The following is a 17,233-nucleotide window of genomic DNA, read 5'->3' on the forward strand; positions in this document are numbered from 1 at the left end:
CACGCGTGAAGCGTGACCGGCCGCGGTGCCGTGCTCGCCGGACTCAGCCGGCGGTGACCTCCACGGCGGCCAGATTCTTCTTGCCCCGGCGCAGGACCAGCCAGCGACCGTGCAGCAGCTCCTCGTGGGCCGGCGCGCTCTCGCCGTCGGTGACCTTCGCGTTGTTCACGTAGGCCCCGCCCTCCTTGACCGTGCGGCGGGCGGCCGACTTGCTGGCGGAGAGCCCGACCTCGACCAGGAGGTCCACCACCGGGCCCAGCTCGGTGACCCGGGCGTGCGGCACCTCGGACAGGGCGGCGCTCAGCGTCGCCTCGTCCAGCTCGCCGAGCTCACCCTGGCCGAACAGCGCCTTCGACGCCGCGATGACCGCCGCGCACTGCTCGCCGCCGTGCACCAGCGTCGTCAGCTCCTCGGCCAGCGACCGCTGCGCCGAACGTGCCTGAGGACGCTCCTCGGTGAGCTTCTCCAGCTCGTCGAGCTCCTCACGGCTCTTGAAGCTGAGGATGCGCATGTACGTCGAGATATCCCGGTCGTCCACGTTCAGCCAGAACTGGTAGAACGCGTACGGCGTCGTCATCTCCGGGTCGAGCCAGACGGCTCCGCTCTCGGACTTGCCGAACTTGGTGCCGTCGGCCTTCACCATCAGCGGCGTCGCCAGTGCGTGTACGGCGGCACCCGGCTCCAGGCGGTGGATCAGGTCGATCCCGGCCGTGAGGTTGCCCCACTGGTCGCTGCCGCCCTGCTGGAGGGTGCAGCCGTAGCGCCGGTACAGCTCCAGGTAGTCCATGCCCTGGAGGAGCTGGTAGCTGAACTCCGTGTAGCTGATGCCCTCCTGGGACTCCAGCCGGCGGGCCACCGAGTCCTTGGTGAGCATCTTGTTGACCCGGAAGTGCTTGCCGATGTCCCGGAGGAACTCGATCGCGGACAGGCCCGCGGTCCAGTCCAGGTTGTTCACCATCGTGGCGGCGTTCGGGCCCTCGAAGGTGAGGAAGGGCTCGATCTGCCCGCGCAGCCGCTGGACCCACGCGGCGATGGTCTCCGGGTCGTTCAGCGTGCGCTCCGCGGTCGGCCGTGGGTCACCGATCTGGCCGGTCGCCCCGCCGACCAGGGCGAGCGGCTTCAGGCCGGCGAGCTGGAGCCGCCGCATGGTGAGCACCTGCACCAGATGGCCCACGTGCAGACTCGCCGCGGTCGGGTCGAAGCCGCAATAGAAGGTGACCGGGCCGTCCGCGAGAGCCTTGCGCAGTGCGTCCTCGTCGGTGGACTGGGCGAACAGCCCGCGCCACTTCAGCTCGTCGACGATGTCCGTCACGGTCGTTTTCTCCTTGCGGGGTTCGATTGGTTGTCCGGTCAGTCTATGGGGGTCATACGCCCCGGCTGACCGAGCTCATATGGAAGTCGGGGACGCGCAGCGCGGGCATCGCGGCCCGGGTGAAGTAGTCGCCCCACTCGCGCGGCAGGGTCCTCTCCGTACGGCCCGCCTCCGACGCCCGGGACAGCAGCCCGACCGGCGACTCGTTGAACCGGAAGTTGTTCACCTCGCCGAGGACCTCGCCGTCCTCCACCAGATACACCCCGTCCCTGGTCAGGCCGGTCAGCAGCAGGGAGGCCGGGTCCACCTCCCGGATGTACCAGAGGCAGGTCAGCAGCAGGGTGCGGCCGGTCGTCGCGGCCACCATCTCCTCCAGGGACCGCTCGCCGCCGCCCTCCAGGACGAGGTTGTCCATCGAGGGGGCGACCGGCAGGCCCGTCAGCCCCGCGGAATGACGGGTCGTGGTCAGCCGCTCCAGCCTGCCGTCCTTGATCCATTCGGTCGGGGCCAGCGGCAACCCGTTGTCGAAGACCGAAGCCCCGTCCCCCGACGCGTGCGCGATCACGAAGGGGGCCGACTCCAGGCCCGGCGCGTGCGGATCACTGCGCAGGGTCAGCGGCAGCTCGGACAGCGTCTCGCCGATCCTCGTACCGCCTCCGGGCCGGGAGAAGACCGTCCGGCCCTCCGCGGCGTCCCGCGCGCCCGCCGACCAGTACTGGTAGATCAGCAGGTCCGCGACCGCGGTCGGCGGCAGCAGCGTCTCGTAGCGCCCGGCCGGCAGCTCGATCCTGCGCTCCGCCCACCCGAGGCGCCGCGCCAGCTCCGCGTCCAGGGCCGCCGGGTCGACGTCCTTGAAGTCGCGCGTGGCCCGGCCCGCCCAGGCTGAACGGGTCCGGTCCGGGGACTTGGCGTTCAGCTCCAGCGTCCCGTTCGGCTGGTCGTGGCGCAGCCGCAGCCCCGTCGACGTACCCAGATACGTCGAGTTCAGCTGGTGGTGGGCGAAGCCGTACAGCTCACGGCCGCCCGAGCGGGCCCGCGCGAAGGCGTCGCCGAGCGCCGGGGCGAAGCCGTCGAAGACGGCGGAGCCGGTCTCGGCCGGCGGCTCCGTGAAGTCGGCGGACACCGGCACCCCGGACACCAGCGGCTGCGCGTCCTCGGCCGGACCGGCACCACGCGCGGCGGCCTCGGCGGCCCGCACCAGCGGTTCCAGGTCGTCCCTCGTGACGGCCGAACGGGACACCACACCCGACGCCGTCCCCTCCGCGCCGTCCACGGTCGCGATCACGGTCAGGGTCCGCCCCCGCGTCACCCCGTTCGTGGTGAGCGCGTTGCCGGCCCAGCGCAGATTGGCGGAGGAGCTCTCGTCCGCGACGACCACGCAGCCGTCGGCGGTGGACAGCTCCAGCGCGCGCTCGACGATCTCGTACGGCTTGCTGACGCGGCTCATCGCCCGGCCTCCTGCGTCGTGTTGAGGATGTTCACGCCTCGGAAGAGGGCGGACGGGCAGCCGTGCGAGACGGCCGCGACCTGGCCCGGCTGGGCCTTGCCGCAGTTGAACGCGCCGCCCAGGACGTAGGTCTGCGGGCCGCCGACCTTCTCCATCGAGCCCCAGAAGTCCGTCGTCGTCGCCTGGTAGGCCACGTCCCGCAGCTGGCCCGCCAGCCTGCCGTTCTCGATCCTGAAGAACCGCTGCCCGGTGAACTGGAAGTTGTACCTCTGCATGTCGATCGACCAGGACCGGTCGCCGACCACGTAGATCCCGCGCTCCACCCCGCCGATCAGGTCCTCGGTGGAGAGCCCGCCCGGATCCGGCTGCAGCGACACGTTGGCCATGCGCTGCACGGGGACGTGCTCGGGGGAGTCGGCGTACGCGCACCCGTTGGACCGGCCCAGGCCCGTCAGCTTCGCGATCCGCCGGTCCGTCTGGTAACCGACCAGCGTTCCGTCCTTGACCAGGTCCCAGGACTGGGCCTCGACGCCCTCGTCGTCGTAGCCGACCGTCGCGAGCCCGTGCTCGGCGGTGCGGTCACCGGTCACGTTCATCACGGGGGAGCCGTACGTCAGCTTCCCCAGCTGGTCGAAGGTCGCGAACGAGGTGCCCGCGTACGCCGCCTCGTAGCCCAGCGCCCGGTCCAGCTCGGTCGCGTGGCCGATCGACTCGTGGATGGTCAGCCAGAGATTGGACGGGTCGACCACCAGGTCGTACGTCCCCGCCTCGACGCTCGGCGCCCGCATCTTCTCGGCCAGCAGCCCCGGAATGCGCTCCAGCTCCGCGTCCCAGTCCCACCCGGTGCCCGTGAGGTACTCCCAGCCCCGGCCCACCGGCGGAGCGATCGTCCGCATCGAGTCGAACTCGCCGGTCGTGCCGTCCACGGCCACGGCGGTCAGCTGCGGATGCACCCGCACCCGCTGCTGGGTGGTGACGGTACCGGCCGTGTCCGCGTAGAACTTGTTCTCGTGGACCGTCATCAGCGAGGCGTCCACATGCGCGACTCCGTCGGCCGCCAGCAGCCGCGCACTCCACTCCAAGAGCAGCCCGGCCTTCTCCTCGTCCGGCACGGAGAACGGGTCGACGTCGTACGCCGACACCCAGGTCCGCTCGCCGTGCACCGGCTCGTCGGCCAGCTCCACACGCTCGTCGGAACCGGCCGCCGCGATCACCTTCGCGGACAGCTTGGCCATGGCGACCGCCTGCGAGGCCACCTTCGCCGCCGCGTCCATCGTCAGGTCCACCCCGGACGCGAACCCCCAGGCCCCGCCGTGCACCACCCGGACCGCGTACCCGGTGTCGGTGGTGTCCGACGTCCCGGACGGCCGGGCGTCCCGCAGCCGCCAGGAGGCACCGCGCACCCGCTCGAACCTGAAGTCCGCGTGTACGGCGCCGAGCGCACGGGCGCGGGCGAGAGCCGCGTCGGCGAGGGCACGCAGCGGCAGGGCCAGGAACGACTGATCTACCTCGTGGGCCACGAAGGGCTCTCCTTCTCTCTGAGTACACCGGAGTGAACCATGCAACGGCACGGCTCCGGTCGGCCACACGTTTCCCGGGTCCCGAGGGTGTCGTGCGGCAGTAGGCTGATCGTCACCGATGGCCGGGGGGCCGGCAGTGATGTCGGCAGGGCCGCGCATCACGGCAGGTAATGGGGAGCACGCGCGACGATGGATGTTTTCGGGGTCCACCAGAGACTCATCACGGACTATGACGCTTTCACCAGCTCGCTGGTCGGCGTGCGGGACCGAGATATCCAACGGCACCTCGACGAGGAGCGAAACCGCAAGGCCCGCTGGCCGGACCCGCGCATTTCGCTCAACCCCAGTTTCCGTAGCGGGGGAACCGTCGCTGAGCTCGTCGACGAAGGTCTCCTGCATCATGGGTGCCGCCGTTACTTCCGCTCCAAGGAGCACGAGAACGATCCCGGCTCCCGGACGCTCACCCTTCACCGCCACCAGCGAGAAGCCATTGAAGCGGCCGCCTCCGGGGATTCCTATGTTCTGACGACAGGAACGGGTTCCGGAAAGAGCCTGGCCTATATTCTTCCCGTCGTTGACGCGGTGCTGCGCCGCCCCAACCCTGATGGCATCTCCGCCATCGTCGTCTATCCCATGAACGCCCTCGCCAACAGTCAGCAGCACGAGCTGGCACGCTACCTGCAGTGGGGCATTCCGGAAACCGACCGGAAGGTGACCTTCGCCCGCTACACCGGGCAGGAGGACCGAGAGAAGAAGGCTGCGGTCCTGCGCGCCAAGCCGGACATCCTGCTGACGAACTACGTCATGCTGGAGTACCTGCTGACCCGCCCCCAAGAGCGCGAAGAGCTGATCGGAGCTGCTCAGGGCCTGCGTTTCCTTGCGTTGGACGAGCTGCACACGTATCGCGGCCGACAGGGAGCCGACGTCGCACTGCTGGTACGGAGACTGCGGGACGCCTGCGCGGCTCCGGAGCTCCAGTGCATCGGCACCTCCGCGACCATGGCCAGTGCTGCCACGTTCGGCGAAGCACAGTCGAAGGTTGCGGATGTTGCCACCAGCCTCTTCGGTACCGTGGTCCGCCCGGAGCGGGTGATCGGTGAGACGCTCGAGCGCGCCACGGACCCCGGTGCTTCATCCGGCGGCTCCGCCCGCGAACGGCGCTCGGCCCTGGGCGAGGCTGTACGCCGTGCAGCCGAGGAGCCCCACGCGCTGCCACGCGACTACAGGATCCTCCAGACCGACCCGCTCGCTGTGTGGGTGGAGGACTCCTTCGGTCTGGTGGAGGACAAGAAGTCCGGCGGGCGGCTTGTGCGCCGGACACCTGTCACCGTGCCCTACGCTGGCCATGCACTCGCCAAGGCGAGCGGGCAGCCCGAGGACCTGTGCAGAGCTGCCATCGAGGCGATTCTCCGGGCGGGCGCCGAGGCGCGGCACCCGCAGCATCGGCGCCCGCTGTTCGCCTTCCGGCTGCACCAGTTTCTCTCCAAAGGCGACACGGTCTACACCAGCTTCGAACCTGCCGGGCAGCGCCACCTGACCAGCCAGTACCAGGTCAGCGTGCCTGAGCACCGGGAAAAACCGCTGATTCCTCTGGCATTCTGCCGCGACTGCGGACACGACTACCTGGTGGTGACCCGGGAGGAGGGCCCGGCCGGGCCACGCCTCACCGCACGTCGGGACCCGGAGGCCCCGGCCGAGGCTGCGGACGGTTATCTGTACGTCAGCCAGGAGCAGCCGTGGCCCACCGAGAGCGAGCAGCGGCTGTCCCGTCTTCCCGACAGCTGGGTGGAAACGTCGGAAGACGGCACCAGGACCGTCGTACAGGCGCGGTCGGGGGACGTGCCGCGTGAGGTCAGGGTCGCTCCGGACGGCACTCTCCTGACCTCAGGCGAGCACGGGCTGCGCGCCTGGTGGATCGGAGCTCCGTTCCGGTTCTGCCTGCGCTGCCGCGTCAGCCATGAGCAGCTGCGTGCCAGGGACTTCGTCAAGCTGGCGACATTCGCCGCCGAGGGCCGCAGCTCGGCCGTCTCCCTGATCAGTGCCAGCGTGGTGCGTTCCCTGCGCGCACAGCAGGACATCGACGAGCGGGCCCGCAAACTGCTGACCTTCGTCGACAACCGACAGGACGCCAGCCTCCAAGCCGGACACTTCAATGACTTCGCCCAGGTGACCCAGATCCGCGGGGCGCTCTACCGGGCTCTGGCCGCCGCAGGCCCCGAAGGGCTGCGGCACGATGTGCTGCCACAGGCGGTCGAGAAGGCGCTCGGCCTGCCCATGGAGGCATTCGCGCGCAACCCGGGTGCCAAATACAGTCAGCGGGAGTCAGCGCGGTCCGCGCTGCGTACCGTCCTGGCCTACCGGGTCCACGCAGACCTGGAGCGTGGCTGGCGCATCACCATGCCCAACCTCACCCAAACCGGGCTTCTCCGCTTCGGCTACACCGATCTCACGGAGATCGCTGCCGATGAGGAGTGCTGGCAGGGTGCGCATCCAGCCCTCACCGGCGACTCGCCCGAACATCGTGCCCACCTGGCCCGCGTGCTGCTGGACGAGCTCCGCCGGTCGCTCGCCGTGGACGATCCGCTGCTCACCCAGGAGGGCTTCGACCAGCTTCAGCGACTGTCCGAGGGGCACCTGCTCGGCGTGTGGGCGTTGCCCACGAAGGAACCCCGCGTTCCCTCGCGCGTCGCGTTCCCCGGCAGCGGACCCAAGGGAGCCCCGTCGGGCGAGGCCATCTACCTCAGTGGTCTCGGAGCGTACGGACGCTTCCTGCGCCGGCCCGGCCAGTTCGGAGACATTGCCGGCCTCGCCGGTCGGCGTATGTCGGTCGCGGATGCCGACGCAGTCATCCGTAGCTTGCTCCAGGTGCTGGAGACCCACGGTCTGGTCGCGGTCGTCCGTGAGGAGCGTGACGGTTCGCGGGGGCACCAGGTCAGGTCCGCCGCGCTGCGTTGGCTTCCCGGAGACGGGTCCACCCCCGAGCCCGACCCGTTGCGGAAGGTCAGTGACCCGGACGCCGAGCCGCACGTCAATACCTACTTCCGTGACCTCTACCGGGACAGCGCGGCCGAACTAATCGGCCTGGAAGCCCGTGAGCACACCGCTCAGGTTCCCTCGGCTCTACGTGAGATCCGTGAGGAGGCATTCAGAGAGGGCGAGCTGAGCCTGCTCTACTGCTCACCGACGATGGAACTCGGCGTGGACATCGCCACCTTGAACGCGGTGGCCATGCGTAACGCCCCGCCTACTCCGGCCAACTACGCCCAGCGCTCCGGCCGCGCGGGACGGTCCGGACAGCCTGCCCTGGTCACCACGTACTGTTCGACAGGCAGCGCCCACGACCAGTACTACTTCCGTCGCCCCGAGCTGATGGTCGCGGGCAGCGTCACACCGCCCCGTCTCGACCTCGCCAACGAGGAGCTGCTGCGCTCGCACGTCCATGCCATCTGGCTGGCCGAGACAGGCGCCTCCCTCGAATCCCGTATGACCGATTTCCTGGACGCGGAGACTCCTGCGGCCCCCGGCGAACCGGTGCCTCTGCGGCTCACCGAAGCGATGCGTAACCAGCTCGACAGCGAGACGGCCCGCCGTCGTGCCATCGCGAGGGCGGCCGAGGTTCTGGGACCTCTGCTGGTCGATCTGGAGGAGCGCACCACCTGGTGGTACGACGGCTGGATCGAGGACGTCGTACGGTCGGCGCCGCGCCGGTTCGACGACGACTGCGAGCGCTGGCGCCGCCTTTACCGCTCAGCGCTCACCGAACGCGAGGAGCAGCATCGCACCGCCGGAGACCTCACCGTCGACCCGAAGTCCCGGCGCCGGGCACAGGCCCGCCGCGCCGAGGCCGAGAGCCGGCTGAAGCTGCTGCGCAACGAGGACAGCGAGGAGTCCTTCAGCGACTTCTACACCTACCGCTATTTCGCTTCGGAAGGGTTTCTCCCCGGCTACTCCTTCCCGCGCCTGCCGCTGGCCGCCTACATTCCCGGTCAGCGGGGTGAGGGTAGGTATGGCCAGAAGAACGGTGCGTACATCCAGCGTCCACGCTTCATCGCCATCTCCGAGTTCGGCCCCGGAGCACTCATCTATCACGAGGGGCAGCGGTACGCGGTCGACCGCGTACAGGTCCCGACGGGCTCCGCCCCCGGCCAGGTCGCCACCAGCGATGTGCGGATCTGTGGCAGTTGTGGCACCTGGTACGACCGTTCCGAGGGCGCGGACCAGTGTGACGACTGCCACGTCCCGCTCACTCTCACCCTGAGCCGGACGATGGTCCTGACCACCGTCCAGGCCTCGCCGGTACGACGTATCTCCTCCGACGAGGAGGAACGCCTCAAATCCGGCTTCGAGCTCCTGACGGGTTATCAGTTCTCCCAGTCGGCCGGCCGGCTGGACGCCGTCTCCGCCGATACCCACGGGCCGGTCCTCGGCGTGAGCTACGGCGACACCGCACGCGTCCGCGTCTTCAACATCGGCCGCCGCAAGCGCAAGCATCCCGGCGACCGCGGATTCTGGCTCGACCCGGTACAGGGAAGGTGGCTCAGTGCCAAGAAGGTGAACGAAGCACAGGAGGCGTCAGCAGAGGACGAGGCGTTGGGCGCGTTTTCGTCCGCGGACCGTGCGCTCCAGGTCATTCCGTACGTCGAGGACCGTAAGAACATCGCCGTACTGAGACTGGCCGAACCGGTCGACGAGAAGATCGCCATCACGCTCAGATATGCCCTTGAGCGCGGTATAGAAGCTCGCTACCAGCTGGAGGACTCCGAGCTGGACAGTCAGGACCTCCCCGACGAGGACCTGCGTGGCCGGATGCTCTTCGTCGAGGGTGCGGAGGGCGGCGCAGGGGTTCTGCGGCTGCTGCACGACGATCCGGGAGCTCTGGCCGAAGTCGCCCGTGCGGCGCTGAAGATCATTCACGTGAACCCGGACAGCGGCGAGGACGAGGACAGGGCCGAGGGCGCTCCCGAGCGGTGTGAGCTCGGCTGCTACGACTGCCTTCTCTCCTACAGCAACCAGCGTTTCCACACCCGTATCGACCGGCACACCGCTGTCCCGCTGTTGCTGAGACTCGCCGCGGCCACCACCAGGGGCGAGCGGCAGACCACTCCGGCAGCCCAGCGGGCCCGGGCGCTGGAGCGGGCGACCGAGAGTGCCCAGGGGCCGGTGGCCGACTTCGTGGGGTGGCTCGACCGCTCGGGGCACCGGTTGCCCGATGAGACACACACGGAGCAGACCGGCGCCCCCGTCCATCCCGACATCGTCTACCGCCTGCCCGGCGCGGATGTCGCGGTCTACCTGGACACGGCGGCCGGTCGGCACCTGGACAAGCCGGCCGAGTACCGGCTCATCGACGACGGCTGGCTCGTGATCAGGGCCGGCGCCGACACCGAGGAATGGGAAAGCACTGTGCGCGCACACCCGGATGTATTCGGCCCCGGACGGAGCATCCGATGACGGCCGCCGACCGCGCCCCCGGCGATCTCGTATCGGCCCGCGGGCGGGACTGGGTAGTCCTGCCCGGTGCGTCCGACGATCTCGTGATCGCCCAGCCCCTCGACGGTGACCGTGAGTTCATCACCGCGCTCTTCCCGTACGAGATCAAGGAACCCGGCTTCGGCCGACCGCGTGCGGCAGAGGGCGAGATCGGCGACTTCGCGTCGGCCGGACTTCTGCGCACGGCCCTGCGGATCGCCGCGACTCATGGTGCGGGGCCCTTCCGCAGCCTTGCCTCCATCGCCGTCCAGCCGCGCCAGTACCAGCTGGTCCCGCTGATGATGGCCCTGCGGATGGACACCGTGCGTCTCCTCATCGGTGACGACGTCGGTATCGGCAAGACCATCGAGGCCGCGCTCATCGCGAAGGAACTCCTCGAACAGGGCTCGGCCACCAGCATGTCGGTGCTCTGCTCGCCCTCCCTCGCCGAGCAGTGGCAGTCCGAGCTGCGGGAGAAGTTCGGGATGGAGGCGGAGCTGGTCCTTCCCTCCACCGCCGCCCGTCTGCAAAAGGGCGTCGAACCCGGCCAGACACTCTTCGAGCGCTACCCCTGCACGATCGTCTCCACCGACTTCATCAAGCAGCCCGACCGCCGTGAGGCATTCCGCCGCACCTGCCCGGACCTGTTGATCGTCGACGAGGCGCACACCTGCGTCGGAGCGGGCACCGGCCACCAGCAGCGCTACGAACTCCTTCGCGCGCTCGCCCAGGACGAGAGCCGTCACCTGGTCCTGGTCACCGCCACGCCGCACAGCGGCGACGCCCAGGCCTTCGCCAAGCTCACCAGCCTGCTCGACCCCGGCCTCCAGGAGCTCGACCCGACCGTGCCGGCCCACCGCGACCGGCTCGCCCGCCACTTCGTGCAGCGCCGCCGCCGCGACATCCGGCGCTACCTCGATGAGGACACCCCCTTTCCGCGCGACCGAAAACTGCGCCCGGCCCCCTACCAGCTGGGCACCGAGTACGCCCGCTTCGTCGCCGACGTCCTCGCCTTCGCCCGCGAGCAGGTCCGCCGTCCCGACGGCGCCTTGCAGCAGCGCCTCACCTGGTGGTCCGTCCTCGCCCTGCTGCGCTGTGTGCTCTCCTCGCCGGCCGCGGCGGCAGAGACCCTCAAGGTGCGTGCTGCTGTCGCCGCGGCACGCACCTCCGACGAGGCCGAGCGCATCGGGCGCAAGGCGGTCCTCGAACTCACCGATGACGAAACGGGCGAAGGACTCGATGCCGTACCCGGCTCCCTCCTCGAAGACGTCGACGACGGGGAGACCACCACTCGAGGCGGCAGCCGCCAGCTGAAGAAGTTCGCCGACCGCGCCGCCTCGCTGGCCGGTCCGGAGCACGACACCAAGCTGGCCTTCCTCATCGACGCGGTGAAGGGCCTCCTCGTCGACGGATACGACCCCATCGTCTTCTGCCGTTACATCCCCACCGCCGAGTACGTCGCCCAGCACCTCGCCGAAGCGCTCGGCCGCAGCGCCCACGTCGACGCCGTCACCGGAATGCTCCACCCCGACGCCCGCCAGGCACGCATCGACGAACTCACCGCCAAGCGCGGCCGGCATGTCCTGGTCGCCACCGACTGCCTCTCCGAAGGAGTCAACCTCCAAGAGCACTTCGGCGCCGTCGTCCACTACGACCTCTCCTGGAACCCCGCCCGGCACGAACAGCGCGAAGGCCGCGTCGACCGCTTCGGCCAGTCCCGCGAAAACGTCCGCGCCCTCACCATGTACGACACGGACACCGGGATCGACGGCCTCGTCCTGGACGTACTCATCCGCAAGCACCGGGAGATCGCCGAACAGGTGGGCGTCATCGTCCCGGTCCCCGACGGTGGAGCCGGAGTGCTGCAGGCGCTGTCCAAGGCTCTCCTGCTCAGGGGCCGCGAGGGCGCGGGCGACGGACAGCTCGCTCTCGACTTCGACTCGAGCGAACTCTTCGGCCTCGCACGCCAACAGCTCGACACCGAGTGGGAGAGCGCGGCCGAGCGCGAGTCGAAGGTCCCGACCAAATTCGCCCAGAGTGGTCTTCACCCCGACGAGGTCAAGGCCGAACTCGATGCTCTGCGCCAGGCCCTCGGCGACCCCGCCGACATCGCGGAGTTCACCCGCGAGACGCTGAAGGCCCTCGGCTCCCCGGTACGCCCCGACGCACGCTCCACCGGTTTCACCGCGCCGACAGCAGCTCTGCCCCGCGGTCTGCGCCACGCCCTGGGCATCTACGAGGACGCCGACCAGGCCCTCGGACCCGGCGCCGCCCAGGCCACGGCCCGTACGGCCAAGGCCAAGAGCCGCAAACCGGCAGCGGACAACCTGGTCTTCCACCAAGACCTCCCCGTCCCGGCCGGGGCGCACGCCCTGTTCCGTACGGACCCCGCGGTACGCGCCGTCGCCCGTTACGCCCTGGACTCGGCCCTCGACCCGGGCCTGAGCGAGAACGACCGTCCGGCCCGTCGGCTCGGCGTCATCCGCACCCCCGACGTCGCCCACCGCACCGTCCTTCTCCTGGTCCGCTACCGTTTCCGCCTCACCCTCCCCGGCCGCCGCACCGGGCGTACCACCGAGGCCCTGCGCGAACTGGTCGCCGAGGACGCCCAGCTGCTGGCGTGGCGCAACGACCCCGAGGGCAAGCGGGAATGGCTCACCGACGAGGAGACCGCCCAACTGCTCCTCGCCGCCCCCGACCGCAACACCAACCAGTCGATGCGCGGCCAGCAGATCACCCGTGCCCTGGAGGAACTCAAAGAGGTCGAGGACCACCTGACCGCCCACGGTGATCAGGTCGCCCGCCGCCTCGAAGCCGCCCACCAACGCGTACGCGAGGCAGCCGGCGAGCGGGGCCGGGCACGTGGTGCGGCAGCCGCCCGCCGCATCACCGCCGAGCCCGCGGGTGAACCCGACCTGCTCGGTGTGTACGTGTACGTCAAGCGTCCCGGAGGATCCAGGTGACCACTCTCGCCCCCGACCACCTTCCGGCGAGCACAGCCGTACGCGTCGAAGGAGCGCTGCTCTCCGCCGACCTCATCAACAAGATCCGCTTCGGTGACCGGGAGCTCCCCGGAGCTGCCCCCGCCGACTACCGTCTGCCGCGCGGTGTACGGGTCGAAGACGCAGCCAGCCGCAAGTGGGAGTACCTCAAGGCCACGTACGCGACCTTCCAGGACCAGCTCGACGAGCTCGGCGACAACACCGACCCGGCAAAGGTCACGGTCAAGGAATGGCTCGGGGTCCTCCTCGACGAGCTCGGCTACGCGGGCCTCACCACCGTGCCCAAGCGCGAGCGCATTCGTGTGCCGGGGCGACCCGACCCGTACGGGGTGAGCCACCAGTGGCAGCAGCACCTGCCCGTCCACCTCCTGGGCTGGAACACCGACCTCGACCGAGGCATCGGCACCGACCGCGCACCACAGTCCATGGTCCAGGAACTCCTCAACGTCTCCGACGAGCACCTGTGGGCCCTCCTTTCCAACGGCAGGGTCCTGCGCGTCCTGCGCGACTCGACCGCACTCGTCGGCTCCGCGTACGTCGAGTTCAACCTCGAAGCGATCTTCGGCGGCGACCAGTTCGCCGACTTCCTGCTGCTCTACGCGATGCTCCACTCCACTCGCTTCGAGCTGGTGCCGAAGCCGGAGAAGAAGCGGCGCGGAGCCGCGGCCGCCGAGGTCGAGGAAGACAACGACACCGCCGAGGCCGGGACCGACGAGGACACGCTCGACGAAGCCGCCGACGACGACCTGACCGTCCTCACTCCGGCCGACTGCCGCCTCGAATGGTGGCGCGCCTACTCCATCGAGACCGGCATCCGCGCCCGGGACCGCCTCCGCAATCAGGTCAAGCAGGCCCTGAGCATCCTCGGCTCGGGTTTTCTCCAGGCAAACCCGAAGTTCGGCGAGGCGCTCACCCGTAACGGCAAGCCCGCCCTGGACGACTTCCACCACGAGCTGCTCCGACTCGCCTACCAGCTGGTCTTCCTCTTCGTCGCCGAGGACCGCAACGCGCTGCTCATGCAGTCGGAGGCAGGCGCCTCCCGCAAGCAGATCGACGCCCTCGAACGGGCCCGCGCCCGCTACGCCCGCTACTTCTCGACGGCCCGGCTGCGCCGGATCGCCTCACGCAGGAAGGGCGACCACAACACCGACCTGTGGGAGGGCGTGCGCATCGTCCTGGACGCGCTCGGCCAGGACGGTGGCCTGGAAGCCCTCGCGCTCCCCGAGCTCGGCGGCCTGTACTTCCGAGCAGACGGCGGTGAGGAACATCTGGCCCTGCTCCCCGGCAGCCCGGAACCCCTGCGCTCGGCGAAGCTCCCCAACGAGAACCTGCTCGACGCGGTACGGCTTCTCTCCCGAGTGCGGGACAAGCAGGGCCGCCTGAGCCGGGTGGACTACCGCCACCTGGGCGCAGACGAACTCGGCAGTGTCTACGAGTCCTTGCTGGAGCTCATCCCGCGCCATGACCCGGAGAAGCGGGAGTTCTGGCTCCAGGACCTGGTTGCCGGGAACAAGCGGAAGACGACCGGCTCGTACTACACGCCGTCCGTGCTCATCGAGAAGCTCCTCGACAACGCCCTCGACCCGGTGATCAAGCGCCACGCCGAGTCGGGCATCCCCGATCACCTCCTCAGGATCCGCTTCGTGGATCCCAGCTGTGGCTCGGGCCATGTCCTGGTCGCGGCGGCCCGGCGCATAGCTCTGCGCTATGCCCAGCTGCACGACAACGAGCTGGAGCCCGCACCGGACAAGGTGCGCGAGGCGATGGGCAAGGTCGTACGGTCCTGCGTCCACGGTGTAGACATCAACCCGCTCGCCGCAGAGATCGCCAAGGTGTCCCTGTGGCTGGAATCCCTGAACCCGGGGGAGCCGCTCGCCTTCCTGGACGACCGCATCAAGGTCGGCAACGCCCTGCTGGGGACGACACCGCTGCTGCTGGAGGCGGGAATCCCGGAGAACGCCTTCAAGAAGCTGGAGGGTGACGAAGGCCCGGCGATCAACGAGGCGCGTGACCGCAACCGCAAGGAACTGAAGGGCGTTGAGGTCTGGGTCCAGAGCCAGCTGGGGGAGCCGGCGGTCCACACGAGCACCGCAAAGGTGCGGGTCGCGGCGGAGGAGGCAGCGGCGAAGCCGGTAGGCAGGGGGCTCGCTGCCATCCGCGAGTTGGCGAAGCGGCACAAGGAGTTCGAGGCCAACCCGGAGCTGGAACGTCTCAAGCGGGTGGCTGACGCCTGGTGTGCGGCCTTCATCTGGCCCAAGCGGAAGGACGCCCCGGCGCCGATTACGACGTCGACCCTGAAGCGGCTGGAGCTGGGCGAGGCGCTCGACGGCATCCCGGAGCCCTTGCCGCCGATGGGCGAAGACCCGGTGCCGGAGTCGGACGAGGACCGCGAGTGGCGTGAAAGCGCGGGGGAGCGGGAGCTGCGCGATGTTGTGGCCCGTAACCGATTCTTCCACTGGCACCTGGAGTTCCCGCGCGTGTTCCGGGTCGAGGACCGCGATGCGGCCGACGCGAATCCGGTGACGGGGTGGCAGGGCGGCTTCGACTGTGTGCTGGGGAACCCGCCGTGGGAGCGGGTGAAGATTCAGAAGAAGGAGTGGTTCGCCGCGCAGAACCCGTATGTCGCGGATGCCGGGACGGCGAGTGAGCGCGAGTACCGGATCGGTCGTCTTCTGGAGTCGGTCGATGAACACGGGAATGTGATCGAGGACGACCGGAAGCTGCACCGGGAGTATCTGACCGCTCAGCGCGAGTCCAAGGGCACGACGAACATGCTCCGGGACTCAGGAATCTTCCCGCTGACGGGCAAGGGCGACGTCAATACGTACGCGGTGTTCGCGGAGAAGTCACGGATGCTGGTGGGTCCGGAGGGGATGGCGGGGCTGGTCCTGCCGACGGGTATCGCGACGGACAAGACGACGTCGGCGTTCTTCTCGGACCTGGTGGAGCGGCGGCAGCTGAACACGGTGCTGGACCTGGAGAACGAGGAGAAGCTCTTCGCGGACGTCCATAACCAGTACCGCTTCTGTCTGTTCACCTTCGGCGGCTTGGCCCACGAGTACGCGCACGTCCGCCTCGCGTTCCGGGCCCGCCGCCCGGATCAGCTGGACGCCCGCGAGTTCACGCTGGATGCGGAGGGATTCCGCCGGATCAACCCGAACAGCCGGACGGCGCCGGTGTGTGAGAGCCCGGAGCACTTGCGGGTGCTTCAGGGGATCCACAAGCGTGTTCCGCTTCTCTGGCGCAAGGCTCCTGGCGAGCCAGAAGTCAATCAGTGGGAACTGGGTCCCTTCCTGCGCATGCTGGACATGGCCACCAACTCGAAGTCCTTCCGCTCCGCTGACCAGCTCAGAAGGGGGGAATGGGTCCGTAGGGGGACTGTCTTCACCAAGGGCGACGAGCGATACCTGCCACTCTACGAGGGCAAGTTCGTCCACCACTTTGATGGGCGGTTCGCGACCTACGAGAACGCTAGCCAGGCTCAGATCAACAAGGGCACCCTGCCAAGGCTGGGCACTGAGACCCACCAAGACCCGACGGCGCTGCCCTTGCCCCGGCATTGGGTGCATGAAGCCGAGGTCGATGTGCGGCTCGCAGAGGACTTGGCGAACGTACGGAAGGAGTGGCCGCACAACTGGCTGCTCGGCTGGCGTGATGTATGCCGTGCTTCGGACGAGCGGACGGTCATTGCGTCTGTACTGCCCCGGACAGCGGTGGGCCACACAGAACCCCTGTTCATGCCTACTAGCCTGACGCCCCCGCTCGACGCCTTCCTTGCGAACCTTTCCTCATGTGTCCTTGACTTTGCTGCCCGACAAAAGATCCAGGGTGCGCACCTGACATACACGTATTTGGAGCAGCTCCCTGTCCTCGCCCCAGGCGAGTACGCCAACCCGGTTGACTGGCTGGACGGCAATGCATCCGCCCCCTGGATTCGCGCCCGCATCCTCGAATTGACCTACACGTCCTACGAAACGAAACCGTGGGCCAGCTACCTAGACGATGACGGCGCCCCCTTCATCTGGGATGAGGACCGCCGCTTCCTGATGCGCGCAGAGTTGGATGCCGCATACCTCCACCTCTACGGCATCGCGCGTCAGGATCTCGACCTCGTCCTGGACAGCTTCCGGGCCTTCCGTAATAGGAAGCCGGAGCTGTTCAAGCGCACCAAGGACGAGATCATCCGCATCTACGAGGCGATGACAGCCGGCCCGTACGTCACGTCCCTCGCTCCGCCCCCGGGCCAAGGCCCCCGCCACGATCCCGGCACGAGCCCTCTGACCCGCGTGGCTCCGCCCACCCCGCCTGCGCAGCCTCCGCGCGTGCCCACAAGGAAGAGCAGCAAGCCGGTCACGGGCGGTCAGCTGGGTGCCCTGTTCGGCCTGGAGGAGGTCGAGGGAATCGACGTGCAGCTCGACATCTTCGGACGCGAGGAGTGATTGGGCATCCGAGCGCAGCAGCGGCCGCTCCCCGGACAATTCGG

General features: G+C 69.0%; 6 protein-coding genes. 3 read left to right on the plus strand and 3 right to left on the minus strand.

From position 1 onward, the window contains the following. Window positions 1-43 precede the first annotated feature (43 nt). Genes tyrS through AB0P41_RS19560 form a run of 3 tightly spaced genes read right to left on the minus strand, consistent with a single transcriptional unit; the run spans window position 44 to window position 4,279 of the window. Window positions 44-1,312 carry a tyrosine--tRNA ligase gene (gene tyrS, locus AB0P41_RS19550; RefSeq protein ID WP_356711864.1) on the minus strand — a complete coding sequence of 423 codons (1,269 nt, stop codon included), beginning with the start codon at window positions 1,310-1,312 and terminating at the stop codon, window positions 44-46. A gap of 52 nt (window positions 1,313-1,364) precedes the next feature. Further along, window positions 1,365-2,759 carry a metallopeptidase TldD-related protein gene (locus AB0P41_RS19555; protein ID WP_365933133.1) on the minus strand — a complete coding sequence of 465 codons (1,395 nt, stop codon included), beginning with the start codon at window positions 2,757-2,759 and terminating at the stop codon, window positions 1,365-1,367. Next, a complete protein-coding gene (locus AB0P41_RS19560; protein ID WP_365933135.1) occupies window positions 2,756-4,279 on the minus strand; it encodes a TldD/PmbA family protein in 1,524 nt (507 codons plus the stop codon). The genes AB0P41_RS19555 and AB0P41_RS19560 overlap by 4 nt, the downstream gene beginning before the upstream one ends. Before the next feature lie 189 nt (window positions 4,280-4,468). Here AB0P41_RS19560 and AB0P41_RS19565 point away from each other — a divergent pair, with 189 nt between their 5' ends. From AB0P41_RS19565 to AB0P41_RS19575, 3 genes are read left to right on the plus strand one after another with little or no spacing between them, the layout of a single operon-like run. Further along, a complete protein-coding gene (locus tag AB0P41_RS19565; protein ID WP_365933137.1) occupies window positions 4,469-9,730 on the plus strand; it encodes a DEAD/DEAH box helicase in 5,262 nt (1,753 codons plus the stop codon). After that, window positions 9,727-12,711 carry a helicase-related protein gene (locus AB0P41_RS19570; RefSeq protein ID WP_365933139.1) on the plus strand — a complete coding sequence of 995 codons (2,985 nt, stop codon included), beginning with the start codon at window positions 9,727-9,729 and terminating at the stop codon, window positions 12,709-12,711. Before AB0P41_RS19565 ends, AB0P41_RS19570 begins: the two co-directional genes overlap by 4 nt. Beyond that, on the plus strand, window positions 12,708-17,189 hold the full coding sequence (locus AB0P41_RS19575) for a DNA methyltransferase (protein WP_365933141.1): 4,482 nt from the start codon (window positions 12,708-12,710) through the stop codon (window positions 17,187-17,189). Before AB0P41_RS19570 ends, AB0P41_RS19575 begins: the two co-directional genes overlap by 4 nt. Window positions 17,190-17,233 lie beyond the last annotated feature (44 nt).

It is taken from the genome of Streptomyces sp. NPDC079167 (genome assembly GCF_040686735.1).
In the GTDB taxonomy this organism is placed as follows: domain Bacteria; phylum Actinomycetota; class Actinomycetes; order Streptomycetales; family Streptomycetaceae; genus Streptomyces.

What these genes read in the sequence shown, in the direction of transcription:
- AB0P41_RS19555 (WP_365933133.1), bottom strand. Translation starts at nt 2,759, where the DNA reads ATGAGCCGCGTCAGCAAGCCGTACGAGATCGTCGAGCGCGCGCTGGAG.
- AB0P41_RS19565 (WP_365933137.1), top strand. Translation starts at nt 4,469, where the DNA reads ATGGATGTTTTCGGGGTCCACCAGAGACTCATCACGGACTATGACGCT.
- AB0P41_RS19570 (WP_365933139.1), top strand. Translation starts at nt 9,727, where the DNA reads ATGACGGCCGCCGACCGCGCCCCCGGCGATCTCGTATCGGCCCGCGGG.